This window comes from Vampirovibrio chlorellavorus, from assembly GCF_003149375.1.
Classification (GTDB): Bacteria; Cyanobacteriota; Vampirovibrionia; order Vampirovibrionales; family Vampirovibrionaceae; genus Vampirovibrio; species Vampirovibrio chlorellavorus_B.
Map to the genome: position 1 here is coordinate 455,912 of NZ_QFWH01000001.1, position 23,484 is coordinate 479,395.

At 53.1% G+C, this 23,484-nt stretch carries 25 protein-coding genes; 17 read left to right on the top strand and 8 right to left on the bottom strand.

From position 1 onward, the window contains the following. Nucleotides 1-25: 25 nt before the first annotated feature. The 7 genes from DF283_RS02200 to DF283_RS02230 all read left to right on the top strand — a co-directional run bounded on the left by DF283_RS02200 (nt 26) and on the right by DF283_RS02230 (nt 3,103). Nucleotides 26-439 (top strand): hypothetical protein, encoded by a 414-nt coding sequence (locus DF283_RS02200; protein WP_303673035.1) that lies wholly within the window; start codon nt 26-28, stop codon nt 437-439. Next, on the top strand, nt 426-728 hold the full coding sequence (locus DF283_RS02205) for a hypothetical protein (RefSeq protein WP_303673036.1): 303 nt from the start codon (nt 426-428) through the stop codon (nt 726-728). Before DF283_RS02200 ends, DF283_RS02205 begins: the two co-directional genes overlap by 14 nt. A 63-nt stretch (nt 729-791) precedes the next feature. Continuing rightward, a complete protein-coding gene (locus DF283_RS02210; protein WP_303673038.1) occupies nt 792-1,127 on the top strand; it encodes a YtxH domain-containing protein in 336 nt (111 codons plus the stop codon). Nucleotides 1,128-1,163: 36 nt separating this feature from the next. Beyond that, a complete protein-coding gene (locus DF283_RS02215) occupies nt 1,164-1,520 on the top strand; it encodes a hypothetical protein (RefSeq protein WP_303673039.1) in 357 nt (118 codons plus the stop codon). Nucleotides 1,521-1,531: 11 nt separating this feature from the next. Next, the gene (locus tag DF283_RS02220) at nt 1,532-1,843 is read left to right on the top strand and encodes a YtxH domain-containing protein (protein WP_303673040.1); all 312 of its coding nucleotides are present in this window, start codon (nt 1,532-1,534) and stop codon (nt 1,841-1,843) included. A gap of 16 nt (nt 1,844-1,859) precedes the next feature. Then, entirely contained in the window at nt 1,860-2,705 is an 846-nt protein-coding gene (locus tag DF283_RS02225) for a M55 family metallopeptidase (RefSeq protein ID WP_303673042.1), read from the top strand. Nucleotides 2,706-2,914: 209 nt separating this feature from the next. Continuing rightward, entirely contained in the window at nt 2,915-3,103 is a 189-nt protein-coding gene (locus tag DF283_RS02230; RefSeq protein WP_303673044.1) for a hypothetical protein, read from the top strand. A gap of 12 nt (nt 3,104-3,115) precedes the next feature. Here the strand turns inward: DF283_RS02230 and ubiE are convergent, their stop codons facing one another. The 5 genes from ubiE to DF283_RS02255 all read right to left on the bottom strand — a co-directional run bounded on the left by ubiE (nt 3,116) and on the right by DF283_RS02255 (nt 7,894). Then, nucleotides 3,116-3,853, bottom strand: a complete 738-nt coding sequence (ubiE, locus tag DF283_RS02235; protein WP_303673045.1) for a bifunctional demethylmenaquinone methyltransferase/2-methoxy-6-polyprenyl-1,4-benzoquinol methylase UbiE — start codon at nt 3,851-3,853, stop codon at nt 3,116-3,118. A gap of 60 nt (nt 3,854-3,913) precedes the next feature. Continuing rightward, nucleotides 3,914-5,050: a GGDEF domain-containing protein gene (locus tag DF283_RS02240; protein WP_303673046.1), complete on the bottom strand. Its 1,137-nt coding sequence runs from the start codon at nt 5,048-5,050 to the stop codon at nt 3,914-3,916. A gap of 36 nt (nt 5,051-5,086) precedes the next feature. After that, on the bottom strand, nt 5,087-5,863 hold the full coding sequence (locus tag DF283_RS02245) for a tetratricopeptide repeat protein (RefSeq protein WP_303673048.1): 777 nt from the start codon (nt 5,861-5,863) through the stop codon (nt 5,087-5,089). Between the two features lie 5 nt (nt 5,864-5,868). Next, nucleotides 5,869-7,218 (bottom strand): dicarboxylate/amino acid:cation symporter, encoded by a 1,350-nt coding sequence (locus tag DF283_RS02250; RefSeq protein WP_303673050.1) that lies wholly within the window; start codon nt 7,216-7,218, stop codon nt 5,869-5,871. 169 nt (nt 7,219-7,387) lie between these two features. After that, a complete protein-coding gene (locus DF283_RS02255; RefSeq protein ID WP_303673052.1) occupies nt 7,388-7,894 on the bottom strand; it encodes a metal-binding protein in 507 nt (168 codons plus the stop codon). A 126-nt stretch (nt 7,895-8,020) separates the two neighbouring features. Between DF283_RS02255 and DF283_RS02260 the strand changes: the two genes are divergently transcribed. The 9 genes from DF283_RS02260 (at nt 8,021) to DF283_RS02300 (ending at nt 19,463) form a co-directional block, all read left to right on the top strand. Next, nucleotides 8,021-9,559 carry an aldehyde dehydrogenase family protein gene (locus tag DF283_RS02260; RefSeq protein ID WP_303673054.1) on the top strand — a complete coding sequence of 513 codons (1,539 nt, stop codon included), beginning with the start codon at nt 8,021-8,023 and terminating at the stop codon, nt 9,557-9,559. A gap of 158 nt (nt 9,560-9,717) precedes the next feature. After that, a complete protein-coding gene (gene asnS, locus DF283_RS02265; RefSeq protein WP_443082982.1) occupies nt 9,718-11,049 on the top strand; it encodes an asparagine--tRNA ligase in 1,332 nt (443 codons plus the stop codon). 168 nt (nt 11,050-11,217) lie between these two features. Beyond that, nucleotides 11,218-12,231, top strand: coding sequence for a Flp pilus assembly protein CpaB (gene cpaB / locus DF283_RS02270; RefSeq protein WP_303673057.1), 1,014 nt, complete (start codon nt 11,218-11,220; stop codon nt 12,229-12,231). A gap of 77 nt (nt 12,232-12,308) precedes the next feature. Then, nucleotides 12,309-13,820 (top strand): type II and III secretion system protein family protein, encoded by a 1,512-nt coding sequence (locus DF283_RS02275; protein ID WP_303673058.1) that lies wholly within the window; start codon nt 12,309-12,311, stop codon nt 13,818-13,820. Nucleotides 13,821-13,844: 24 nt separating this feature from the next. Beyond that, entirely contained in the window at nt 13,845-15,065 is a 1,221-nt protein-coding gene (locus DF283_RS02280; RefSeq protein WP_303673060.1) for a CpaE/TadZ family protein, read from the top strand. 260 nt (nt 15,066-15,325) lie between these two features. Further along, on the top strand, nt 15,326-16,573 hold the full coding sequence (locus tag DF283_RS02285) for a CpaF family protein (protein ID WP_303673062.1): 1,248 nt from the start codon (nt 15,326-15,328) through the stop codon (nt 16,571-16,573). Nucleotides 16,574-16,600: 27 nt separating this feature from the next. Then, on the top strand, nt 16,601-17,605 hold the full coding sequence (locus DF283_RS02290) for a type II secretion system F family protein (protein WP_303673064.1): 1,005 nt from the start codon (nt 16,601-16,603) through the stop codon (nt 17,603-17,605). 2 nt (nt 17,606-17,607) lie between these two features. Continuing rightward, nucleotides 17,608-18,594 carry a type II secretion system F family protein gene (locus tag DF283_RS02295; protein ID WP_303673065.1) on the top strand — a complete coding sequence of 329 codons (987 nt, stop codon included), beginning with the start codon at nt 17,608-17,610 and terminating at the stop codon, nt 18,592-18,594. Nucleotides 18,595-18,659: 65 nt separating this feature from the next. Next, nucleotides 18,660-19,463 carry a metallophosphoesterase gene (locus tag DF283_RS02300; RefSeq protein ID WP_303673067.1) on the top strand — a complete coding sequence of 268 codons (804 nt, stop codon included), beginning with the start codon at nt 18,660-18,662 and terminating at the stop codon, nt 19,461-19,463. 1 nt (nt 19,464) lies between these two features. Here the strand turns inward: DF283_RS02300 and DF283_RS02305 are convergent, their stop codons facing one another. Together DF283_RS02305 and DF283_RS02310 are read right to left on the bottom strand one after the other, a co-directional pair. Continuing rightward, on the bottom strand, nt 19,465-20,256 hold the full coding sequence (locus DF283_RS02305; RefSeq protein ID WP_303673068.1) for a hypothetical protein: 792 nt from the start codon (nt 20,254-20,256) through the stop codon (nt 19,465-19,467). 170 nt (nt 20,257-20,426) lie between these two features. After that, nucleotides 20,427-21,182: a class I SAM-dependent DNA methyltransferase gene (locus DF283_RS02310; RefSeq protein ID WP_303673070.1), complete on the bottom strand. Its 756-nt coding sequence runs from the start codon at nt 21,180-21,182 to the stop codon at nt 20,427-20,429. Nucleotides 21,183-21,293: 111 nt separating this feature from the next. On the opposite strand from DF283_RS02310, the gene DF283_RS02315 reads away from it, so the two are divergent. Beyond that, nucleotides 21,294-22,370: an ABC transporter ATP-binding protein gene (locus DF283_RS02315; RefSeq protein WP_303673072.1), complete on the top strand. Its 1,077-nt coding sequence runs from the start codon at nt 21,294-21,296 to the stop codon at nt 22,368-22,370. 14 nt (nt 22,371-22,384) lie between these two features. Here the strand turns inward: DF283_RS02315 and DF283_RS02320 are convergent, their stop codons facing one another. Then, nucleotides 22,385-23,311, bottom strand: a complete 927-nt coding sequence (locus tag DF283_RS02320) for a hypothetical protein (RefSeq protein ID WP_303673073.1) — start codon at nt 23,309-23,311, stop codon at nt 22,385-22,387. Nucleotides 23,312-23,484: the final 173 nt, after the last annotated feature.

Here is a 23,484-nt window from a genome sequence, read left to right on the forward strand (position 1 = left end):
AACGAGGTAAGTTTGGATGACCCGCATGCGTTTTGTCACCCTTTGCATGGTTGCTGTGTGCCTGGCTTGGGCCGGGATGCAGCCAGTACAAGCCAGGTGGTTTGAGAAAAAAACACCCCCGGAAAACGATCCGGTCAAGCAGGTGCAGACGTTTCAGCCACCGCCGGAAAATGCCATGCTGACTTATTGCGAGCCTTACCGAAAAAGCGCCGTGGATTTGAGCAAAAAACCGCTGCTGCTCAAGCCTTTCTATGAACCCCGGTTACTGTGGCTGATGAATGAGTACCGCAAATGTACCAACGAGCTGATGACGCAAGAGCATGAGTATCTGAAGCACGTGGACATTGAGCTTCCGCCCAGTTTGCCTAAAATGAAGCCGGTGGTGCTGCCCATCAACCAGCCGGAAGCCAAGCAGGAAGTGCCCAATGGAAACCTGTAGTGCGTTGAGTGGCATCTTGTTGATGCTGGCTGAATTTGGCTTGTTATTGGCTTTGGGCTTTTTGTTGTTGCGCCTGATTTACTGGCAAACGCTGGTTGCCGAGCGTCAATCGCAGTGGTTGGCGGATTGTCGGTTGGCGGCCCGCCGGATTCGTGGCCTGCGTCGCCAAATTCTGGCGGTGGAGGCATCGGCTGTGGCATTGCCGCTCAGCCCCCGTTTGCGGCGAACCTGGAAATGGATTCGCTGGACGGCCCGGCTTTTCAAGCGCTCTGGAATGGCCTGTTCTTGACGCTTCTGACCCGGTGGCGTAGACTGGCAGTAGTCGTTGTTGTTCAAGAAAGAGGAGAGAACGGTGGCTAACGAATCTTACAAAAGTGACGGCGACGGTATCCTGCTTTTTTTGTCCGGCATGGCTCTGGGTATTTTAGGTGGCGGACTGGCCGGGGTTTTGTTTGCTCCCAAGTCTGGCGATGAGTTGCGGGCCGATGCCAACGCCTTTGTGCGGAGCTTGCCCGGGCGCATGAATGAGGAATTACACAATCCCAACGCCCGCACCCGGGAATTCATTGAAAAGACTCGCTACAGTATTGAGAATCAGGTGGGCAAGGTCAAAAAAGACCGGGACGCTGATCGCATGGCCAAGGCCAAAATGGCCGAAGAGCTGGCCAGTGGTTACGAGTTTAACTAGCGAACGCACGAATTAACCTTTGGGGGAAACAGGCTGATGGAACCAAATGCCACCCAAGCGGAAATGGCTCATCTACTGCGAGTGAGCTGGATCGTTCTGATACCGGCTGGCGTTTTGCTGAGTCTGGTGCTGTACAAGCTGGCCATGTTGTTGCACAGTTTGTTGGATTTTCTGAATTTGGCCCGCTACGAGCTGGCCCCGGCCATGAAAGACGTTCGTTTGATTGCCGAGCATGTGGAAATGCTCAGTGATCGGGCCGCCAGTGGGGTGAAGTCCATTGAGGAAGGGGTGGCTTCCACCAAGCCTGTCTTACAATCCCTGGGCCGAGAGATTCAACATGGATTCCAGTCCTTCTGGGGTGGAATCATCAAGTCATTTAACCGCAAGCGATAGGGAGATACACCATGTCCAGCTCATCCTCACTGGGAAAATTTATTTTAGGCACCCTGGTTGGCGGGGCGGTTGGTGCGGCCATTGGCATGTTGCTGGCGCCACGCAGCGGCGCTGAAACCCGTGAACTGATTCGGGAGGAACTGGATAACCGTTACCGGGAATCCTCGGACGCCCTGCGGGAGAAGTCTGATTTGCTGAAAGAAAAGGCTGCCGCTTTCAAGGATAAGATGTGCGATCTGTCGTCCGAGCTGGAAGAAACTGGCCGCAAGACGGTCAGCCGCCTGACGGATGCGGTGAAAAAGACGTCTGAGACCCCCTCGTAATCGGGGGCGTTTTTGGGTGACACGGCTTTATATTTCCGCGGATATTGAGGGGGCCTGCGGCGTGGTCTCTACGCACCATTGCGCCCCACACCCCGATCGCACCGTCTATGACTGGGCCGTGAATCAGTTGGCCGCGGAAGTCAACGCCGTGGTTCAAACTGCCCTTGCCGAAGGTGTGTCCCACATTTTGGTGAATGATTCTCATTTCACCATGACCAATTTACGGCTGGATCAGCTGGATTCCCGGGTGTCGGTGTTGACGGGCAAGCCCAAGCGCTGCGCCATGTCCGCCGGGCTGGACGCCAGTTATGACGCGGCCATTTACGTGGGCTACCACGCCAAAGCGGGTACCCATCAGGGCGTGTTGTGCCATACGTTTCACTCCAAGCTGTTTGATGTCTCGATTAATGGCGTGTCTTATGGGGAAGGCGGGATCAATGCCTTGTACGCCAGTTTGGTACACGGCGTACCGGTTATTTTAACCAGTGGGGATCGGGCTTATTTATCAGAAATTCGTTCCTTGATTCCCGGGCTTGAAACCGTGGAAACCAAAGTGGGCCTCACGTACACGGCGGCTGAATGTCATCCGGTGCAGGCCGTGTTGGCGGATTATCAGGCCAAAACCTGTCAGATTCTCAAAAATCATGCTGTCTGGTCGAAAAATCTCCTGACATTAAAGGGGCCTTACGAGTTGGTCTTGACCTTTATCAACCCCTTGGCCGCCGATGCCGCCAACACCATTCCTGGCGTTCAGCGTGTGGATGGCACTCGCATTGCCTTCCAAACGGATCAGTTTGAAGTGGTTTATCAGATGCTGCAATCTTGCTACAGCATTTTGGCCTATACCCAGTACCTGGAATAAACCCCCAAGCGGCTTGTTTCCAAAGATCTTGTCAGCATGGCGAAGTATTTGCGGAGATTGGTAAAGATTTGAAACGATTTAGGAATTGCTTCACAAATTTTTGAGTTTTGTAGCAATTTGTTACGTTGTAACGTTTTTATACCAGTGTGATCCATTTTATATTCGGGTCATTTCAGAAGCAGTATCGTAACTTTAAAGGTCTAGCACCCATGATGCCCTCCATTCATCCTTTGATGGCGGCGCTGATTATTTCGTATTCTCAGGGGCAAAAGGTTCATCAGGATTTATCCTCTGAAAAACGAGAAAAAGAACGCCTTTTTCATCAAAAAGACATCCTGTGGAAGCAGTTCGTAAGCCAGTCCAGGGCCGTTGATACGTCTAAAGGCATTCTGGCCTAGCACTTGGCTCGGCTAAAAGGGCTTTTGCCCCACTTGCAGAGAGACCGAGCCCAGCATGAGCGTTTGAGACGCCACGTTGACGCAGCCTGTCTGCTCAAACAATTGCTTCAGCTCCTGCGGGGTTAAAAAGTGCCGGGTGGAGTTGGAAAGATACTGGTAAGCCTGACTGTCCTGGGCCAGCATGCCGCCCAGTAGGGGTACTATTTTGGAGAAGTAGAACTGCATACCGGGCAACAGGGGCTTGGGCGCCGTATCCAGATTGACCATCCAGCCGCCCGGCTTGATGACCCGGTGCATTTCGGTCAAGGCCCTGGGGATATCGGTCACATTCCGCAGGCCAAAACTGATAATGGCCCCATCAAAGCGGTTGTCCTCATAGGGTAAAGCCAAGGCATCGCCCTGAGTGAGCGATACTTGGGCCTGATCCTGATAGCGCTGCCGGGCAAAGGAGAGCATTTGGGCCGAAAAATCGAGCCCGCAGACCTGGCCTTGTTCTCCTACCAGCGGCAAGAGGTAGGCAATCAGGTCGCCGGTGCCGGTGCAGATATCCAGGGCCTGATGGCCGGGCTGGAGCTTCAACTTTTGGCAGGCCAAGCGTTTCCACTGCTTATGAAATCCCATGGAGATCCAGTTGTTCAGGCGATCGTAGCTCCCGGCAATGCGGTCAAACATTTGTTCCACCTGCTGGGCTTTGCTGGTGGCCGCCTTCTGGGGATCGGGCAGAATGCTGGAGAGAGAGGATTTGCTCATAATGCTTCTATTGTGCCACGAAGGCGGGTGCTTGGCGATGGCTGTCCTGTCTGGAGTACCTCAAGACTCGAAAGTCGGGTAGCTGACCTTGGGCGGGGGCAGTGTGCCGTAGACCACCCGATTTTTACCCTGCTTTTTGGCCTCATACAGTGCCGCGTCTGATTTCTCGATGATTTCATAGCCCTTGCTGTCATGTAAATCCAGCTGGGCCACCCCCACGCTGATGGTGGCGGTAATGGGGTTATCGGGCAGGCAAAACACGGTGCGCTCAATCATGGCCCGCAGGCGCTCCAGTAACTCGTAAGCGTCGATTTGTCCGGTTTCCGGCAAAATCAGGGCGAACTCTTCCCCGCCATAGCGGGCCGCCACATCGGATTCCCGGATGTTCTGGGTGATGAGCTGGCCCAGCTCTTTTAATATGCGATCGCCGGTGGTGTGGCCGTAGAAATCGTTTATTTTCTTGAAATCATCAATGTCAAACAACGCCAGCGATAAGGGCTTGCGGTACCGCCGGGCCCGGGCCATCTCGGCATCCAGTTGCTGGTTGAATTGTCGCCGGTTGATGAGGCCCGTTAAACCGTCGGTGGCGGCCAGCGATTGCAATTTGGAGACTCGGTTGGAGGTGTGCCGCTGGGTGGAAGCCACAATGCCTCCCAGATGATGAAGGGCCAGCACCGCCGGGCCCAGCATGCCAAGCAGGCGAAGTCCCAGCGGAACCCCACTGAAGGCATTGGCCTGTAGGCCCACTAAAAAAGGGTAGCCCAGCGCGAAGCTGGCCATATAAAGCAGTCCGAAAATGACCAGCAAGGTTCGGGCCACCCCGTTGTGGCCAAATAACTGGGCTTGTAAACTGATGACCACGCCCAGCAGGAGCAGTCCGAGCTGCCCCGACAGCAGGTAATGAAAGCCCACCAGCAAGGCGGTCACCAGCGGTAGCAGGAGGCTTAGCTTCTCCAGTGTGACATCATCCAGCCGGGGGTGCCGTTTGAAGGAGCGCAGGCTGATTTCGTTCAGCAGTAGAAAAAGTACGGCGCTCAGCCCGGCCAGACTTAAGCGAAGGCCAATCCAGGGCGCGCCCAAATCGAGGACGCTGCCTGGCAACCTGACCGAGACAAGCGCCAGCAGCGTATAGGCCAGCAGACAGAAGCCGACGGTTCGGCTGAGTCGAAATCCATGTTTTAAGTGACTATGAAACACAGGGTCAGCCTCTCCTTCTGGCTGCGAGTTCTGCGGTTATGGCTTTTTCAGGGTGCTGTTAATTTCTTCCAGGCGCCGGATGGCCTCCAGGCCAATGGAATTGCCGATTTCAACCCCTTTTGCTTTTTCATAATAGGGGCGGGCCTTTTCCAGCTCTCCCTGATTTTCGTACAGAGTCCCCAGGTTAAACAAGGTGCGCTGATCGTTGGCTTGTACTTTCAGGGCTTGCAGATACGCTTGTTCGGCCTCCTGAAGGCGTCCCGATTTTTGAAGCACACTGCCCTTATTGAACCAGTACTGGCTATTTCCGGGGTCCAGTGTGGTCAGCTTGTCGAAGGTTTTCAGGGCCTGATCGATATTTTTGTTAAAGGCGTAGGCCGTGGAAAGCCCGTTGAGGGTGTTGAGGTGGTTGGGGTTGATGGTGAGGGCTTTCTCAAAGGCGGCAATCGCCTTACGGTAATCCCGCAAGGTCAGGTAGGCAAACCCGATGTTGCTTTGGGCTTCCACCAGCTTGGGATTGGTGCCCAGGGCCAGCTCAAACTGCTTGATGGCTTCTTTCAGCAGTTTTTTCTGGCCCTCACTGTTCCCTTTTTCATTTTGAATCTGGGCGATTTGAAAGAGTTCCACCCCTTTGTTATAGGTCTCCGCTCCGGGAGGCAGGTTGCCTTCCTTCTCCGCTTGGGCGGAGGGACTGGTTTCGGGACGCTGGCCGCTGGCCTTGGTATCGGCCAAGCTGGGGCTTCCACCCAGCCAGAGCAGCAGAATGAGGAACAGGGAATACCAGGGGTTACGCAAATTGAAGCGATGGCGCATGCGGACTATACAACCTCCGTCCAGGCGTCGTGATTATTGAGAATGTCGCGGTTCAGTTCGCCTTCACTGGAGGCCACCAGGGTGGCCACGGTGCAGCTACTGACCACATTGACCACGGTACGGCACATATCCAGCACCCGATCGATGGACCACAACATGGCAATGCCCCCGGCCAGCAGATCCATCTGGAAGTGGCCGATGCTGTTGAGGACGATGGCGATGGTAATTAGTCCGGCGCTGGGCACGCCTGCCGCCCCGATGGAGGCCACGATGGAAAAAAGGACGATGAAGCCGACTTTATCCGGGGTGACTTCAATTTGATAGGCCTGTAACAGGAAAATGACGGCGATGACCTCGAACATGGTGGTGGCCGTTTTGTTGATGGTGGCGCCAGTGGGCAGCACAAAGCTGGCAATGCGGTTGGATACCCCGGCCCGACGTTCCATGCAGGCGATGGTAATGGGTAATGTCGCAGAGCTGCTGGCCGTACCGAAGGCCACCATGATGGCTTCCGAAATGGCCCGATACACGTTCATAAAGTTGATTTTGCCCAAAAACTTCAGCATGAGCGGAAAAATAATGAATAGCTGGATGAGCAGCCCCATCAGGATGGTGAGGGCATAGACCCACAGTTGTCCGAACACGCCCAGCCCGGATTTGGCCACGGTGATAAAGGCCAGTGAAAAGACCCCGGGTACGGCCAGAATCATGACCCAATCGGTCAGTTTCATGGTGGCCGTAAACAGGGATTCAAAAAAGTTGATGATGGGCTTGCCGGCTTCGCCCACACTGGCTACCGCCGCCCCAAATAGCAGGGTGTACACAATCACCGGTACCAGGTCGGCCTGTGCCAGCGACTCCATGGGGTTCCGGGGAATCATATTGAAAAACAGCGCCTGTAAACTCTGGCTGGGGGCGTTCTGAAGTTCCCGGATAATGGTGGCGGCATCGGCGGTCATCAGCAGATTCTGCTGAATTTGGGAGCCCGGCTCCATCCACAGGGCTAAGCCTGCTCCAAGCAGGGCGCTAATGCCCATTAGCAGCAGGAAATAAAACAGGACCTTTCCGCCCATGCGGCCCAATTGACGAGAATCTCCCAGGGAGGACACACCCACAATCAGGGAGCTGACCACCAGCGGCACCACCACCATGGTAATCAAACGGATGAAAAGCTGACCCACGACATCAAACAATTGGTGAATGAAATAGTAGGAATCCGGTTGCAGGGATTGATTGGGGTAGGGCAGGTAGATGCCCAGCACCACGCCCAGTAAAATGGCCGCCAAAATGTGCCAGTGCCGCTTGGTACCCAGTCCCAACGCTACCAGTATCAACCAGAAGGCTTTAGCTCTCATCGGGGATCCTTCCACTCCATAAAAAGATAGAATCTTTATTATATGTCATAGATGGCGGCACACGTACGGAATTCCAGTGTGAAAGCCCAGTGCGTAATCCCAGTGTGTAATTATTGTAAACGGCGTAAACCGCCATTGCTGCCTGACACGTCAGCAACTCAATATCGCTTTAGCGCCGCCGCTTTTTGGGGGTAAACGCCGATGTGAGGGCATCCAGGGCGATATGGATGAGGGCTCCTATCCAAAGGCCCACACCCAGCATGAAAAAATCCGGCTGGTGGGCATTAAAAAATTGCTGCGTTGTGAGCAGTGAGGGCAAAGTGGTGCGTACCCCAAAAAAAGTCAGGAGCTGACGCAGGCCCACATAAATCAGGGCCAGCATGCCGGTCAGGTAAAACAAGCGCAGCCAGGAAGCCCAGAGTAGTCCGTGAGAGAGCGGCGAGCGGTGCCGGGCTGCCCACTGGTAGGGAATCCAGATCCAGCGCAGCGCCCCCCAGCGGTAAAACGGACGGCTGGGAGTATCCAGATCCGGGCTCAGGTAAAAACCGCCCACCCAAGTGCCCATGGTGATCAGCAGGCTTTGATGAAACGGTAAATTGAAGCCCCAGTGGGCAATCAGCCAGACGGATGGGAGCAGGGCCACGGTGACCCAGTCATGTGTTTTGCCACTTGCCATTGCTTGACTTTAGCATAGTTGGCCATTCCGTTTGGTTGAAGTGATCGCGTGTTCATCGGGGTTGCCTGTTGATTGAAGGGCAGGCGTAGTATAATACGCTAGCAGTGTTGAGGAGGAGGGAAGTTTATGGCCGTTACGCAAGCCAATCCCCAGTTGAATTTTGAAATTAAACCCAGTGCCTTTAGTAAGCAAAGCCAGTTTTTAAACTACATTGACGGGCAATGGGTGCCCGCCAAATCGGGAAAAACCTTTGAAAGCCGCAACCCGGCCGAGCCTTCGGACCTGGTGGGCGTCTTTCCTGCCTGTGGGCCGGAGGATGTTAACGCGGCGGTGGCTGCCGCCAAAAAGGCCTATGAGCGCTGGCGTTTGTACCCCGCTCCCAAGCGTGGCGAAATCCTGTTCAAGGCCGGACAAATTCTGGTGGAACGCAAGGAGCAATTGGCCCGGGAAATGACTCGGGAAATGGGCAAAGTGCTGGCTGAAGCCCGTGGCGATGTGCAGGAAGTAATCGATATGACTTTTTATGCCGCCGGAGAAGGCCGCCGTATGTTCGGGCAGACTGTGCCGTCTGAATTGCAGAACAAATTTGCCATGTCCGTGCGGGTGCCCTTGGGCGTGGTGGGCCTCATCACCCCCTGGAACTTCCCCATGGCCATTCCCAGCTGGAAGCTGATGCCCGCCCTGATTTGCGGGAACACCTGCGTGTTAAAGCCCGCCAGCGATACGCCCTTGTTGTCTCATCGTCTGGTGGAAATTTTAGAGGAAGCTGGCCTGCCCAAAGGGGTGGTCAATGTGGTGTACGGCTCCGGGCGGGAAGTGGGCGAACCGCTGATGGCCCATAAGGACGTTTCCCTGATTTCCTTTACGGGCTCTACCGATATTGGCCGTCGGGTTAATGAGGCTTGCGCCCCGACCTTCAAGCGGGTGTCTCTGGAAATGGGCGGTAAAAACGCCATTATCATCATGGATGACGCCAATCTGGATTTGGCGGTGGATGGGGTTTTGTGGGGAGCCTTTGGCACCTCCGGGCAGCGTTGTACCGCGGCCAGCCGGGTCATTGTCCATCAAGCGGTGCATGCCCAGGTACGGGACAAACTCAAAAAACGTATCGGTGAGCTGAAATTGGGCTATGGTCTCAACCCAGAGGTCAAAGTGGGCCCCGTGGTGAACGAGGCGGCCATGAAGAAAATCCTGGAGTACATCGAAATCGGCAAAAGCGAAGGCGCTGAGTTGATTGCCGGGGGGGCTCGGGATACGCAGGCGGGCTCCGGCTGGTTCGTGCAGCCCACCTTGTTTGATAACGTAAAATCCACCATGCGCATTGCCCAGGAGGAAATTTTCGGGCCGGTGACGGCCCTGATTCCGGTGGGCAGCTTTGCAGAAGCCATTGAAGTGGCCAATGGCATCGCCTTTGGCTTGTCCACGGCCATTTACACCAAAAACGTCAATCAGGCCTTCACCGCCCTGCGCGATTTGGACTCCGGCTTGTGCTACGTGAATGCCCCCACCATCGGGGCGGAAGTCCATCTTCCCTTTGGCGGTACCAAGGACACCGGCAACGGACACCGGGACGCTGGCACCACGGCTCTGGATGTGTTCTCCGAGTGGAAGAGCCTGTACGTGGACTACAGCGACAAGTTGCAACGGGCCCAAATTGACGATTAATTTCAACTGAAATTCAAGACCACAGCGATCCTGCTTTCTCTTGGGAAGCGGGATCGTTTTCTTTAAAAGGCACAACAGGCCGAATGAGGACGGCGGCTTGTTGTGTTGGTCACCGGCTCGCACTAAGATAGAGCCAACGTTCAATCAGGAGATTCATGATGGCAGTTGAAACCCAAACCCCACTGAAGCGAATTTACGTGGAAAATATTGGTCAGCACGATGGGCAGACCGTCACCTTGCATGGCTGGCTGTACAACAAGCGCTCCAGTGGCAAGCTGCACTTTTTGCAACTGCGGGATGGCACCGGGATTATTCAGTGCGTGGTGTTCAAGGGCGATGTGGCTCCCGAAGTATTTGAGGCCGCTGATAAAGTCAGCCAGGAATCCTCCATTCAGGTAACTGGCATGGTAAAGGCGGATACCCGTTCCAAGTTGGGCTTTGAACTGGGCGTGACAGACTTTAAAGTGCTGGGAGAATCCGTAGATTATCCCATTAGTCCCAAGGAGCATGGGGTGGCCTTCCTGATGGATCACCGTCATTTGTGGCTGCGGTCGGCTCGGCAAAACGCCATCATTCGCATTCGGGCCGAAATTATTCGGGCGGTGCGGAATTATTTTGATCAGAATGGCTTCACTTTAGTAGACGCCCCCATTTTTACGCCCAACGCCTGCGAAGGCACCACCAACCTGTTTGAAACCGACTACTTTGATGAAAAGGCCTACCTGACCCAAAGCGGACAATTGTACATGGAGGCCGCCGCCGCCGCCTTTGGCAAGGCCTATTGCTTTGGCCCCACCTTTCGGGCGGAAAAATCCAAAACCCGCCGCCACTTAACGGAGTTCTGGATGGTGGAGCCGGAAGTGGCGTTTATGGATCTGTATGAGGACATGGATCTGGCGGAGGATTTTGTGTGCTTTATTGTGCAGCAGGTGCTGCAAAACCGCCGGGCTGAACTGGAAGTGCTGGAGCGGGATATCAGCAAGCTGGAGGCCATCCGGAAGCCTTTCCCCCGCATTACTTACGATGAGGCCATTGCGCTGATCCGCAAGCACGGGCCGGAAGAGGAACATAAAAACTTCCCGTGGGGCGAAGATTTTGGCGGTGATGAGGAAACCATTATCTCCAGCCAGTTTGATCGCCCTGTGTTTATTCACCATTATCCCGCTGAGATTAAGCCTTTTTACATGAAGCCGGATGCCGAGAACCCCAAGTACGCCCTGAACGTGGATATGATTGCCCCGGAAGGCTACGGGGAAGTCATTGGCGGCGGTCAGCGGGAAGATGATTTGGAGGTGCTGGTCTCCAAAATTCAGCAACACGGTTTACCCATGGAAGCGTTTAACTGGTACCTGGATGTGCGCAAGTATGGCAGCTTTCCCCACGCCGGATTTGGTTTGGGTATTGAGCGCACCGTGTCCTGGATTTGTGGGCTGCACCACGTTCGGGAAACCATTCCATTCCCCCGCTTGATGGATCGTTTAAGCCCCTAGGGCACTGCTTCCTATCAGTACCTACTAAACAGAGGACCTTTGGTTCTCTGTTTTTGTTTGTCCACCGGCTGTAATTCATTCGGATAGAGGATCAGCCTGGCAGGGATAGAAGGGTATGCTGGACAGAGGACAAGATCCAGATTTTTGAGTAATCACTGAGCGAACGATATGCCTGCAGCCCGTAAGCCTAAAAAGATTTTCATCCAGTTTGCCATCGCCATGGTGGTGGCTGTCATCTTTGGGGTTTCTGCCATTGTCGTCGGGTTTATGGTGATTCAGGGTATTTCCACCAACGCGGAGCAGGTGCAAAAAGAAGCGGCTGCCAAGGCGGAAGCCGCCAAGGTGGAAGCGGAAAAGTATCGTAAATTGCAGGAACAACTGAGCAGAACGCCCAAAACCTATCGCGTGGTAACGGCTTTGGTCGATTTAAGGCCCGGTCAAACCATTACCAAAGATATCGTGACCCTGGCGGAGGTTGTGGAAAGACCCTTGCCCGGTACTTTGAGCCTGATTTCCCAGGCGATGGGCAAGGTGGTCAAGTCGCCGGTACTGACCGGAGAACCGCTGGACAGCTCCAAATTGATGGATACCGGTGGTATTTCGGTGGAACCCGGGATGCGGGCCATTACGATTGAAGTGAATAACATCGGTGGGCTTGGAGGCGCATTGCCGCCGGGCGCCCATGTGGATGTATTGACCACCGTGTTCAAGGAAGATGAGGCCATCACGCGTACCTTGCTGCAAAATGTGCCGGTTGTCGCTGTGAACGCTGCCGGGGCGGGCTCCGCGGCTCGTTCGGGTTCTGCGTCAAAATTGACTGCTGTGACTGGTGGTAATTATGCCGTTACTTTGGTGGTAAACCCTGCTCAGGCGGAATTGCTGACTTTGGCCGGCCAGCTGGGAGGATTTCATTTAACCCTTCGTAATTTCTCGGATGCTCGGAAATCGACTTTGGCGGGTGCGGATTTGACCAGTGTGATGACCGGAATTCAGCCGGCTACTTTCAAAGGAAACATCCCCGTACGGCCAGCAAAAGGGACCGACAAATCCGGCTTTTACAACGTGAATTACTCCCCTGCGGATAATTTGCCTTACCCGGAGCCGGATAGCAAGGCCGGTAATAAATTTACGATGCAGGTGTATCGGGGAACCGGTACGGAAACCATTGATTTTCAGCGCTAAAAACCCCGCTGATGATTGGTCAGTATCTATTTAACCAAAAGGATGACGCTATGAACGGGAGAAGTGGAAAAAGGCTGATGAGAATGGCCTTGGCTGTGGTGGTGGCCGCACATCTGCTTCCCGTGTCCGCATTGTTGTTGGGGGCGGTGGCCGCTGACGGAAATGGGGGCAAGCCCGCCAAGATGGTGGTGCAGATGCCTGAGTTAAACCCTCAGCCTTTAGAGGCCTCTAGTCTGCCCGCTCCGGTCGCGGTTCAGCAGGCAACCCCCACCAAGGCAGAAACGCCTGCTTTTATCCTGCAGCATCTGGATGAGAGTGAAACACTCAATCGTGTGGCTGGGGCACCCCAAAAAACCAAAGCGCTGCAAGGGAGTGTCACCAGTATTCACGTGACGCGGGGACGCTCTCAAATCGTTAAGTTCGCCCAGCCCATCATGCGCTTGTCCATTGCGGAGCCTTCGGTGGCCGACATCATTCCTTTGTCTCCGGATCAAATCATGGTGAATGGCAAACTGCGTGGGGTAACCAGTTTGATTGTATGGGATGAAAACGGACAAGAGGGTATTTTTGATCTGTACGTTCAAAATGATAGCAGTGAGCTGCTGGATGCGGTCAGTAACATTGCTCCCAATGAGAAAATTCAGGCTCGGGTGACCGATGATTCCTTTATCCTGTCGGGCCAGGTATCGAGTTCCGTAGTACTGGACGAGATCCGAAAAACAGCGGCCGCCTATGGCTACCGGGATGATAAATTTATCGATCTGACCGATACCCCGGTACCTCAGGTTTTGCTGGAAGTTCGGATTGCGGAGGCCAACCGCAGTATTGGTCGTGAATTAAAAACGGCCTATCAGATGCGTTCTGCCAAAGGTGATCTCAATATGATTCGGCTGGCCAATCCGTTGGATGGATCTTTTCTATCAAATATACAGAGAGCGACCAGTGGACTCAATCCCAGTGCCTTTGGCCCAATACAGAACAATCAGGCCAGTACCAATGTGGGTGGCTCTACAGGCTCGGTTACCCCTTTTCGAAATTTCAGCGTAATGTGGGACATGCTGGAAACTTCCGGCAAGCTGAATACGCTGGCCAATCCAACCCTGGTATGTACGCATGGGCGCAGTGCCAGTTTTCTGGCCGGGGGAGAATTTCCATACGTGGCTGGCACGGATCAGAACGGCAGCCCGATTATTCAGTTTAAGGAATTTGGGGTGAAGCTGGGCTTTACACCGTGGATTGCCATTAAGTCTGGCCGTATCGAATTGAAAGTTTCTCCCGAAGTCAGCAATGTGGATACTTCCAATTGTCAGACTACCACCGGGGGGACACAGGTTTGCGGTATCGCCAGACGTTCCACGGATACGACCGTAGAACTGATGGATGGGGAAACGCTGATGATTTCCGGTATTTTAAGCAGAGAGGAGCAAAATACTTTCAGCAAAATACCGTTTATTGGAAATTTGCCCATTTTAGGCAACTTCTTTAAAAATGCCGATATGAGTAAGAGTGATCGGGAGTTGGTGGTGGTGATAACTCCGCATATCGTCAAGGCAGCCGATTACGGCAAGGTTTTAGGAACCGTGCAATAATGCGTCCGGCAAGAGAGTAAGGACATGTCAAATAATTTAACCGTTGTGATTATTGAGGAAAACCCGGCTGTTCGAGCGTTATTGCAGACGGCTTTACTGGGCATTCCCGGTGTGGAAATTCTGGCCGAGACCGATAGTCTGGTTTACGGTTATGAATTGATTCGCCAGAATCGTCCTAAAGTGGTATTTCTGGATTTACGGGAGAATGCCGCGAAAAGTCTGGACACGGCCCGGCGAATTTCCTCTTATTTCAAAGATGTGCTGCTGATTGCCTCTGGGCCGGATATGAGTCTGGAGATGATCAAGGCTTGCATGGAAGTAGGCATTCGCGATTTTCTCAAGCGGCCTTTCGATGCTGCTCAGGTCAAGGAGGTGCTGGAGAAACATCAGTTGGCCTTACTGGCCAGTACCGATGCGGGCGATAGAAGCGGTCGAATTGTGACGGTGTTCAGTAACAAGGGCGGGCTGGGAAAAACCACCATTGCCGTTAATCTGGCTTTGGCCCTTTCAGAAACCATTGGCAAACCGGTTGCCCTGGTTGATTTGAACTTGCAACTGGGCGACATTACCACTTTCCTGGATGTGGAGCCCAAGCAGACCATTGTCGATGTTGCGCGTAATATTGGGCGCGTGGATGCGGCGTATCTGGAAGGCTCCCTGGCACAGTATCAAACCAAAAACGCCACGGTTTACGTGTTGGCTGATCCCTTGTATGTGGAAGACGCCGAGGAAGTAACCGCAGAACAGATTAACGCTGTTTTGACCGTACTGCGGGCCACCTTTGAATACGTGATTATTGATACTACCACGTCTTTTGACTCTAAAACGCTGGCGGCGCTCGATTTGGCCGATTACATTCTTCTGGTGACCATGGTTAATCTTCCCAGTATTCGCAGTAGCCAGCGATTGCTCAACCTGTTTGAGCGGCTTGGCTATGATGCTCAAAAAATAAAGCTGGTGATCAATCGTTATATTCCGGGTGAGGAAATTACCATTGAGGACGTGGAAGAAACGCTGGAGCATCCCCTGTTCTGGAAAATCCCCAATAATTATGGGGTGGTGATGACGGCAATCAACCGGGGTATTCCAATCTCAATGGTGGAGAACAGCAAGGCGCTGGAGAAAAATTTCCTGGAACTGGCCCAGAAACTGAGCGGTGTCCTGTCATCATCCGGTGTCGCCTATTCCACACCCGCCCGCAAGGAGTCCAAAAGTATTTTAGGCAACTTGTTCGGCAAACGGTAAGACAATTCAATTAAGGTCTGGGAGCCTCTATGTCTTTAAGGGATCGTTTAAAAAAACCGGGAGTGCCACAGAGTGGCTCCTCTTTTGGTTTGGAAGCCAACAGTTCCCAGGCGTCCGGAAACGCACAGACTTCGTTTGGCTCGCTATCGTCGTCCGGATATGGAAACACCACGCCGGGAGCGGCAGGCGCCCCTGAGAACCATAACAACCAGCCTAGAAAGGGAGACCGGTTTGAGGAGGTAAAAACGAAAGTTCATAACATGCTGGTGGAAAATTTGAATATTACTTCCACTGATGTGTTGAGTAAGAATGATGTGTCTCTAGCGGCCTATCAGTTTCTGGAAAAAATCCTGATGGCTGAAAAAGTGCCCATGGGCACTTCAGAACGCTCCATGCTGATTCAGGAACTGGTGGAAGAAGTGGTGGGCCTGGGGCCTCTGGAGCCTTTGCTGAGGGACCCTACCATCTCTGAAATCATGGTGAATGGGCCCAAGAATGTTTACATCGAGCGCATGGGTAAGCTGCACAAGACGACCGTCAGCTTTAAAGACAATGCGCATGTCATGCATATTATTGAGCGGATTGTTTCTGCGGTGGGTCGCCGGGTGGATGAGAAAACGCCCATGGTGGATGCCCGCCTGAAGGATGGTTCCCGGTTTAACGCCATTATTCCCCCATTGGCGCTGGATGGCCCTTCTATCTCCATTCGTAAGTTCAAGGCGGATGCCGGGACATTGGAAAAACTATTGGGCTGGGGCTCCATGACCCCCGCGATGGCCAAAACATTAGAGGCCGCTGTGAGGTGTCATTTAAATATCATTATTTCCGGGGGAACCGGCTCCGGTAAAACAACCATGCTGAACTCGTTATCGGCGCTGATTGCTCCCGATGAACGGATTGTGACCATTGAGGACTCCGCGGAATTGCAGTTGAAGCAAGAGCATGTGGTGCGCTTGGAAACCCGTCCGCCCAACATTGAGGGGGAAGGTCAGATTACGGCCCGGCAACTCATGATCAACTCGCTGCGGATGCGTCCGGATCGCATTGTGGTGGGTGAGTGTCGGGGCCCAGAAACCCTGGAAATGTTGCAGGCCATGAACACGGGACACGATGGCTCCTTGACCACACTGCACGCCAACACGCCTCGGGATGCCATTGCCCGTATTGTGACCATGTGCATGATGAACGATAATCCCCTGCCTGAAAAAACCATTCGGCAACAAATTGCCTCGGCCGTCCATCTGATTGTGCAGGTCAGCCGTTTAATGGATGGACAGCGCAAGACCACTTCCATCTCCGAGATTACAGGAATGGAAGGGGACATGGTCACCATGCAGGAAATTTTTAAATTTGAGCAATACGGTCTGGATGAAAATTTCAAAGTGATTGGCCGTCACGTGGCGACCGGTGTTCGTCCCCGCTTTGCCGATATTTGCAAGGCCAAAGGGATTGAGTTGCCCCATAACATTTTTGAGCGGGATGATTCTCCGCCACCTGAGGTGAAATAGACTGTACTTAACTGGAAGCGCCTGTTAATGAGTCCAATGCTGCTACTGATTCTGATGCTGATGGCCTTCTTATTGATGGCGGTTGGTTTTGGGGCGGCTGTTTTTTTGTTCCAGAGATATGCCAATCCTGAGCCGACCGAAGTTCAGAAGCGGTTAATGATGCTCAAGCAAAGGACGGTCAGCGAGAGTCAGGGCCCCGCTGAAGATCAGTTGAAAAAGCTGGCCTCTCTGTTTAAGGAGGCCGATTATCAAAATGAAAAACTCGGTGCCAAGCTGGAGCGGATTCCTTTTTTCCTGACCCTGAAAATTCGGATGCAGCAGGCTGGTATTAACACACCCGCTGATAAATATTTCATTATGAATATGTTGATGCCAGTGGTGATCCTGACGGTTCTGGCGCTTGTCAGTGGTTTTTTCATGATGATATTGCTGGGATTGATATGGTCGGTGGGTTCCTACCTTTTGGTTTTATTCAAACGCAAGCAGCGTTACGCGAAATTTATTGCCCAGTTTCCAGACGCTTTGAGTATGATTACCAGCGCGCTGAGGGCTGGCCATTCTTTCCAGTCGGCTTTGACCGTGGTTGCCAGTGAAATGCCCAATCCAATCGCCCTGGAGTTCGCGTCCATGGTGAAAGATATTAATCTGGGCATTCCGGTTCGGGAGTCTCTGTCGCGTCTGGTGGCCAAACTGGATACGTTGCCCGATGTTCGCATGTTCGCCACCGCCGTGATGATTCAGCGAGAGGCGGGTGGTAACCTGGCTGAGGTGCTGGAGAGTTTGGGATACACCATTCGTGAGCGTTTTAAATTAAAAGGTCAAATCTCGGCTTTGACCGGTCAGTCCCGATTAACCGGTTATGTGTTGGGCGGGGCTCCGGCGTTTTTGCTGATTCTTTTATCGGTGTTCTTCTATGGCTATGTTTCCCCACTCTACGAGACTGAAATGGGTCATGTGGCCTTGATGATCGCTGTGGTTTTACAATGTATAGGCTTTTCTATTATGAAAAAAATTGTGGATATTCGGGTGTAATCGTGGCTGAGGCGAATCTTCAAATTATCAATCCGACTCACTTTCTGTTATTGATTGGTGGGGGCATTGTGGTTATTTTGGCCACATTTGGCGTGCTAACCGTGATTATTTCCTTGCTCAACTATGAGGAAAATCCGGTGAAGCAGCGGCTTTATCAGCTAAAGGGAGACGGGGCGTTCGAGGGAGCCGGTTATGAAAAGCCGACACCCTTTGATGATTTGCAGGAACTCTTGATGAAGGTGGCCAAGCCCGTTTCTTACAGTCTGTATGCCCAGAATGACAAGTACAAGAAGCAGGTCAAAACCTTGTTGACCGAAGCGGGTTTACAGGATACAGAAGACCGGGTCCTGAGCTTTATGGCCCAGCGTGCCGCTGCTGGCCTGTTGGCTGGAATGGTAATGGCTGTGGTTGGCACGGTTTTTGGCCTGGGTAATTTACTGTGGACGCTGGCCAGCGCCCTCGGTGGTTTTATGTTGGGCAGTTTGCTGCCTCAGTTCAGATTGAGGGGTGCCGCCAGTAAACGCAAGGTGGAAATACGGTTTAAGCTGGCTGATACGCTGGATCTGATGGTGGTGTGCGTGGAGGCGGGTTTGGGTCTGGATTCCACCATTCAGCGGGTGGCGGATGAAACCGAAAAAATGGCGCCGGAAATTTCCTATGAATTCAGGCGATTGAATAAAGAGCTGAATGCCGGTATTTCCCGGATTGAGGCGTTTCAGAACATGGGGCAGCGCTCCGGGGTGGATGAGGTGCGCTCCTTGTGCGCCATGATTGTGCAGTCTGACAAAATGGGAACCAGTGTGGCGGATACTTTGCGGGTTTACGCCGACGATCTGCGCACCAAGCGTCGTCAGCGCGCTGAGGAGTTGGCCAGCAAGGCCAGTATTAAAATGACCTTTCCCCTGGTGTTGTTTATTTTCCCACCGCTCTTTATTGTGCTGATGGGGCCGGTGGTGATCAACGCCGTATTGCAGTTTATGACGAAGTAAGCCGGGCAAAGTTTTGTGGCTTTGTCGGGTTAAAAACAGGGCCGGTTGTTGATAGAATAGCAGGCATGGATGTTCTCACGCACAATCAGCTCAGGGTTTCTCAGCGTCAAATTTGCCTGCCCAGGCTCCCGCAAGCCTTCCACGGATTGCGCGTGGTTCAGCTGTCGGATTTGCATTTTTACGAATATACCAGCCCGGACTTTTATAATGCGGTCGTTCGGCAGGTCAACGCTTTAAATCCGGATTTGATTTTATTGACGGGTGATGTGGTGCATTACGGGCCCGATTACATCGAGCCAGCCCGATCGTTCTTGCATCAGTTGCGGGCGAATTTCGGAAAATGGGCCATTCTGGGGAATCACGATTACAACGACAGTCAATGGGGCCAATTGATAGAGGCTATGCTCCCTCAGGCCGGGTTTCGGTTGCTTAAAAACGAAAGCGACTGTCTGCAACGGGATGGGCAGCGCTTGTGGCTGGCCGGTCTGGACGATCTCTGGTATGGGGCGCCCAATATCTCCCAAGCTCTGGCCGCCATTCCCACGGAGCGGGAAGTGACCCTGATGATGGCCCATAATCCCTTGTTGTTTGACCCCATTGCCCTGGGGGCTCACGGGCAGGTGGATTTGGTATTGGCAGGGCATACCCATGCCGGGCATGTGTACATTCCTTTTTTAGGGCCTATTTATCGCAAAATTTTCAGGATGAAGTACCGCTACGGGCTGTATGAAAAAAATGGGTGTCAGTTGCACGTCACCAGCGGGGTAGGGTCGGCGGCGTTTTATCTTAAAAAGCGAAAAATCGGGTTTCCCCGATTTCGCTTTAATACCTGGCCAGAAATTGCCGTTTTAACCTTGAGCAAAAGCTGAATTATTTTCCAGGTTTCAGCATATTTTCAAAAATATCAGCCAGCGCTGGGCATGCTTTTTTGAGTTCTTGGGCGGTTTCTCCATTTGGGTCAAGTATATCTTTTATGGCGTCTACAAGATCCTTTACCAAACTTTCGCCGGTATTCTCAGCGTTCTTTGTCACAGCTGCTTTAGGGGGCGTTATAGGCGACTGTTGGGACACTTTGCCTTTGGGCTTGGTATCAGACGCTTCGCTGTTTTGTGAAGTGGTTTCCGTAATAGTGATGCCTGTTAGTTTCGTATATTTGGCGGCCAGTTTTTCTATCTTTGGAGTCAAGGCCTCCAGCTTTTTCTTTGCTTTTTGGCCATCCTTTACAATAAATTCTTGCTCTGTGGACGTTAAGGCTTCTAAAGGCGCTTGTAATTCTGGCGGGCCTTTTTCAGGGGCTTGGAGGGCTTCTTGCAAAGAGATACGGTCCAAGTATTTCCGTTGTTTTGAACCAGCTTTGGCCAGCGATTTTTCAATGGCTTCTTTGGAGGTGGGGGTGAAAAAATCCATGAACTTTTGATAGAGTTTTTTAATAAAGCCCAAAAGATCCTGCAACGGCTCAAAAAACAGGTTTGTATTCTTGGTCGGGTTGGGTACTTCCTCGGCCGGAACGGCTGACGGCTTATTGCCCTGAATTTTGACACTATCAGAAGTTATGGGGTCAGCGCTGGGTTGCGTGGACAGGTTCGGCACAGAGTTTGAGCGTCTCAATGCAGATGGGGGTGTTAAGGGGTTCGCTGTAGAGATGGATGGAGTGCTGGCCATAATGAAATCCTCACGGTTGGGCTGTCAAGCCAAAGCTCGGCAATGGTTCCAGCGAGCCCGGCTGGGCTGTCTTTTCCCCATAAAAACGGCTGATTGCATTTTTGTGTTAGTCAAGGCGGATTCACAGCGGCCAGGCTGGAAGCCCCAACCGCCGAAACGGAACTCAGGATTCAGACGGGTCTTTTTTTGCACACCCAAAAGGTTTTCAGCGGAAAGTCCGCTGGTAAATCTTCCACCGGATTGAAGGGTGCATAGCTTATCTCACAGAAATCAGCGGCCATCAGGTATTTTTCCACCGCCTTCTCGTTGAAGTACTGCTCAAAGACAGTCTCCTCATGGTGATGCAGCTCACCCGCGTCATTGTATTCATCCACGGTAAACTGAACTTCCGCCTTGCCGCTTGCTTCCTGAAAGTGGGAAACGGTTTTAAGCCGGTAGTTGGGGCCCTCGTAACTGTCCTTGCCGTTCCAGAAGGTCTGGTAATTTTCCAGCGTGTTGAGGTCAAACAAAAACAGTCCGTCTGGCTGGAGGGCCTGGGCCACCTGTAAAAAGGCGCAGCGCAGTTCGGTTTCATTGGAAAGGTGGTTCAGGCTGTCGTAGTGGCATAGCACGGCATTGACCGGCGCTTCCAGCACAAAGTCCCGCATATCACCCTGCACCCATCGCACGGTCATGGGCTCGGGGTACTCCGCTTGCTTGGCTTGGGCCTGGGCCAGCATGGCCGCCGACAGATCGATGCCAGTTACCTGATAGCCTTTTTGGGCCAGCGATAAGGCCAGGGTGCCGGTGCCGCATCCCAAATCCAGTAGGTGGGCACCGGGCTGGATGCCAAATTCGCTCAAAATCTGAAGGTCTTTGTCGGTGATTTTACGGGCAAACTCCAGGGCGCCGGGCCAGTCGTACAGGTGAGCGAGTTGATGGTACATAGCGGAAGGGGTCCTTCGATCTGCCCGGTTGATGGGCGTTTGAGGCAACGCAAGGCAGCTTGATGATGGAAATAGATTGTCACAATCCGAAGATAGCCGGATAATAATACTATGGCAGAAGTGGTTTTGGAAAACGTAGCCAAGTCCTACGATAAGACCCCCGTGATACAGGATGTGTCGTTGACCGTTCAGGATCAGGAGTTTGTGGTGATGGTGGGCCCCAGCGGGTGCGGCAAGTCCACCATTCTGCGCATGATTGCGGGTTTGGAGAGCATTACTGGCGGTACCATCCAGATTGAAGATCGGGTGGTAAACGAGGTGCCTCCCAAGGATCGTGACATTGCCATGGTCTTTCAGAACTACGCCTTGTATCCGCATATGAGCGTGTACGAAAACATGGCCTTTGGCCTGAAGATGCGCAAAACCCCCAAGGCGGAAATTGACGCCAAGGTCAAGGAAGCCGCCCGTATTCTGGATTTGGAGCATTTGCTGGAGCGCAAGCCCAAGCAGTTATCCGGTGGGCAGCGCCAGCGGGTGGCCTTGGGCCGGGCCATTGTGCGCAATCCCAAAGTCTTTTTGATGGATGAGCCCCTGTCCAACCTGGATGCCAAGTTGCGGGTGCAAATGCGCTCGGAAATCGCCGCTTTGCACAAACGCCTGAAGGCCACCACGATCTACGTGACCCACGATCAGGTGGAAGCCATGACCATGGGGCATCGCATCGTCATCCTGAACAAGGGCAAGATTCAGCAGGTGGATACGCCGCTTCAGGTGTATCATCAGCCCGCCAATATGTTTGTGGCCGGTTTTGTGGGGCAAATGAATTTTCTGACCGGGGTGATGGAGTCAGAAGGCTTGCGTCTGGGTGATCAAACCCTGTTGCCCCTGCCACAGGCCTTGCGGGAGAAACTACAAGATCTATCGGGCCGGGCGGCGGTCATGGGCATTCGTCCCGAGCATTGGGTGCCGGAAACCGCTCCAGAGGCTGGGCCGGTGTTTGAGGTCGTGCCGGACCGGGTGGAAATGCTGGGCAGTGAACAGATGGTGCATTTCCCCTTCAATGGTCAGTTGGTGGTGGCCCGTTGGCCATCGGATTTACCGGCGGCAGAAGGGGAAACTCTCAGCATCAAGCTGGATTTGGATAAAGTGCTGTTGTTTGACGGGGCCACCGAGCAGCGCATTCAGTAGATTCGCCCGATTGTTCAGGCAGCCATTTTGCGCAGTAAATCCCCATGTTTTGAAATGAGAAATTCCTCAAAGGTTTTGTCATCCACCTGGGCGGCGGCCAGCATCAGGAATTGATCGGGCAGTTGGGAGAGCAGCTTGATCAGGATTTCCGGGGGCAGGACTTTGCAACCCTCCATCAAGACGGGCTTGGAGCAGGGGGCCAGCAGCTTCAGGATAAACCCATCGCTCATGCCCATCAGCAGCACCGGATCTTTCTTGATGAAACCGGTGACCAGTTGTTGCAGGGCCTTGAAAGGCATGGTTTTGAACGCTTCCATAATGCGTTCTTTGGGGGTGTGCATAAAAATACGCATGATGTCGTAGGGCTTGAGTTTGGAATAATCGTGCTGGCCGTAAATTTTTTGCAGTAACATCAGGATGAACTTGGGCTCCAGGGTCAGGATGCCTTTGGCCAGTTCCCGGCTGTTGAGACGTTTGTTTCTCATAATGCGCAGCAGTTCGGCGGTGGGCATTTTCTTGATCAGATCTTCCAGCTTGTAGATGCGCAGGAGCATTTTGATGAGGAACGGTTTGGGCAAGTGCAAGATGAGCTTGAGCAGTTTGGCCTTGCTGAACAGGCGCAGGGCGTTAATGAGCATTTCCTTGGGCAGCAGGCGCAGCAGCTCTATCCAGTTGCTGCGGCGCATCATACGTAAAATGCGCAGTTTTTGGGAGTGTACCTTGAGTAGCTTAATGAGCGATTTTAAATCCAGGCTGGCGGTCAGCAGGCCGCCGGAGCGATCGATCTGTTTGGCGCTGGCTGAGGCCTGCGCCTGAATGTACTGGGTCAGGGGCATGCCCAGTCGTTTCAGTTCTTTTTCGCTGGGCTGGGTGTACCAGTGAATTTCCGGTACGGCGTTGCCAAGGCCCAAGGCGGCCTCGATACCTTCAATACGCATCATGATCCTTCCCAATGGCGGTGCTTGGACTGGGTTTGATCCCTTCACCCGTCTTTCGGCAGGCTGGCAAGAACCTTGAGGGGTTTGTTACATTTTTTCACGCTGGTAATGTACGGATTGCACAGATTCCATGGTGTCTGGAACGCAAGCGCCGGTTGAGAGTCTACTGGATTAGC

Coding starts and splice junctions, on each gene's coding strand:
- DF283_RS02200 (WP_303673035.1), top strand. CDS start 26: ATGCGTTTTGTCACCCTTTGCATGGTTGCTGTGTGCCTGGCTTGGGCC.
- DF283_RS02205 (WP_303673036.1), top strand. CDS start 426: ATGGAAACCTGTAGTGCGTTGAGTGGCATCTTGTTGATGCTGGCTGAA.
- DF283_RS02215 (WP_303673039.1), top strand. CDS start 1,164: ATGGAACCAAATGCCACCCAAGCGGAAATGGCTCATCTACTGCGAGTG.
- DF283_RS02220 (WP_303673040.1), top strand. CDS start 1,532: ATGTCCAGCTCATCCTCACTGGGAAAATTTATTTTAGGCACCCTGGTT.
- DF283_RS02230 (WP_303673044.1), top strand. CDS start 2,915: ATGATGCCCTCCATTCATCCTTTGATGGCGGCGCTGATTATTTCGTAT.
- ubiE (WP_303673045.1), bottom strand. CDS start 3,853: ATGAGCAAATCCTCTCTCTCCAGCATTCTGCCCGATCCCCAGAAGGCG.
- DF283_RS02245 (WP_303673048.1), bottom strand. CDS start 5,863: ATGCGCCATCGCTTCAATTTGCGTAACCCCTGGTATTCCCTGTTCCTC.
- DF283_RS02250 (WP_303673050.1), bottom strand. CDS start 7,218: ATGAGAGCTAAAGCCTTCTGGTTGATACTGGTAGCGTTGGGACTGGGT.
- DF283_RS02255 (WP_303673052.1), bottom strand. CDS start 7,894: ATGGCAAGTGGCAAAACACATGACTGGGTCACCGTGGCCCTGCTCCCA.
- DF283_RS02260 (WP_303673054.1), top strand. CDS start 8,021: ATGGCCGTTACGCAAGCCAATCCCCAGTTGAATTTTGAAATTAAACCC.
- asnS (WP_443082982.1), top strand. CDS start 9,718: ATGGCAGTTGAAACCCAAACCCCACTGAAGCGAATTTACGTGGAAAAT.
- cpaB (WP_303673057.1), top strand. CDS start 11,218: ATGCCTGCAGCCCGTAAGCCTAAAAAGATTTTCATCCAGTTTGCCATC.
- DF283_RS02275 (WP_303673058.1), top strand. CDS start 12,309: ATGAGAATGGCCTTGGCTGTGGTGGTGGCCGCACATCTGCTTCCCGTG.
- DF283_RS02280 (WP_303673060.1), top strand. CDS start 13,845: ATGTCAAATAATTTAACCGTTGTGATTATTGAGGAAAACCCGGCTGTT.
- DF283_RS02285 (WP_303673062.1), top strand. CDS start 15,326: ATGCTGGTGGAAAATTTGAATATTACTTCCACTGATGTGTTGAGTAAG.
- DF283_RS02290 (WP_303673064.1), top strand. CDS start 16,601: ATGAGTCCAATGCTGCTACTGATTCTGATGCTGATGGCCTTCTTATTG.
- DF283_RS02300 (WP_303673067.1), top strand. CDS start 18,660: ATGGATGTTCTCACGCACAATCAGCTCAGGGTTTCTCAGCGTCAAATT.
- DF283_RS02305 (WP_303673068.1), bottom strand. CDS start 20,256: ATGGCCAGCACTCCATCCATCTCTACAGCGAACCCCTTAACACCCCCA.
- DF283_RS02310 (WP_303673070.1), bottom strand. CDS start 21,182: ATGTACCATCAACTCGCTCACCTGTACGACTGGCCCGGCGCCCTGGAG.
- DF283_RS02315 (WP_303673072.1), top strand. CDS start 21,294: ATGGCAGAAGTGGTTTTGGAAAACGTAGCCAAGTCCTACGATAAGACC.
- DF283_RS02320 (WP_303673073.1), bottom strand. CDS start 23,311: ATGATGCGTATTGAAGGTATCGAGGCCGCCTTGGGCCTTGGCAACGCC.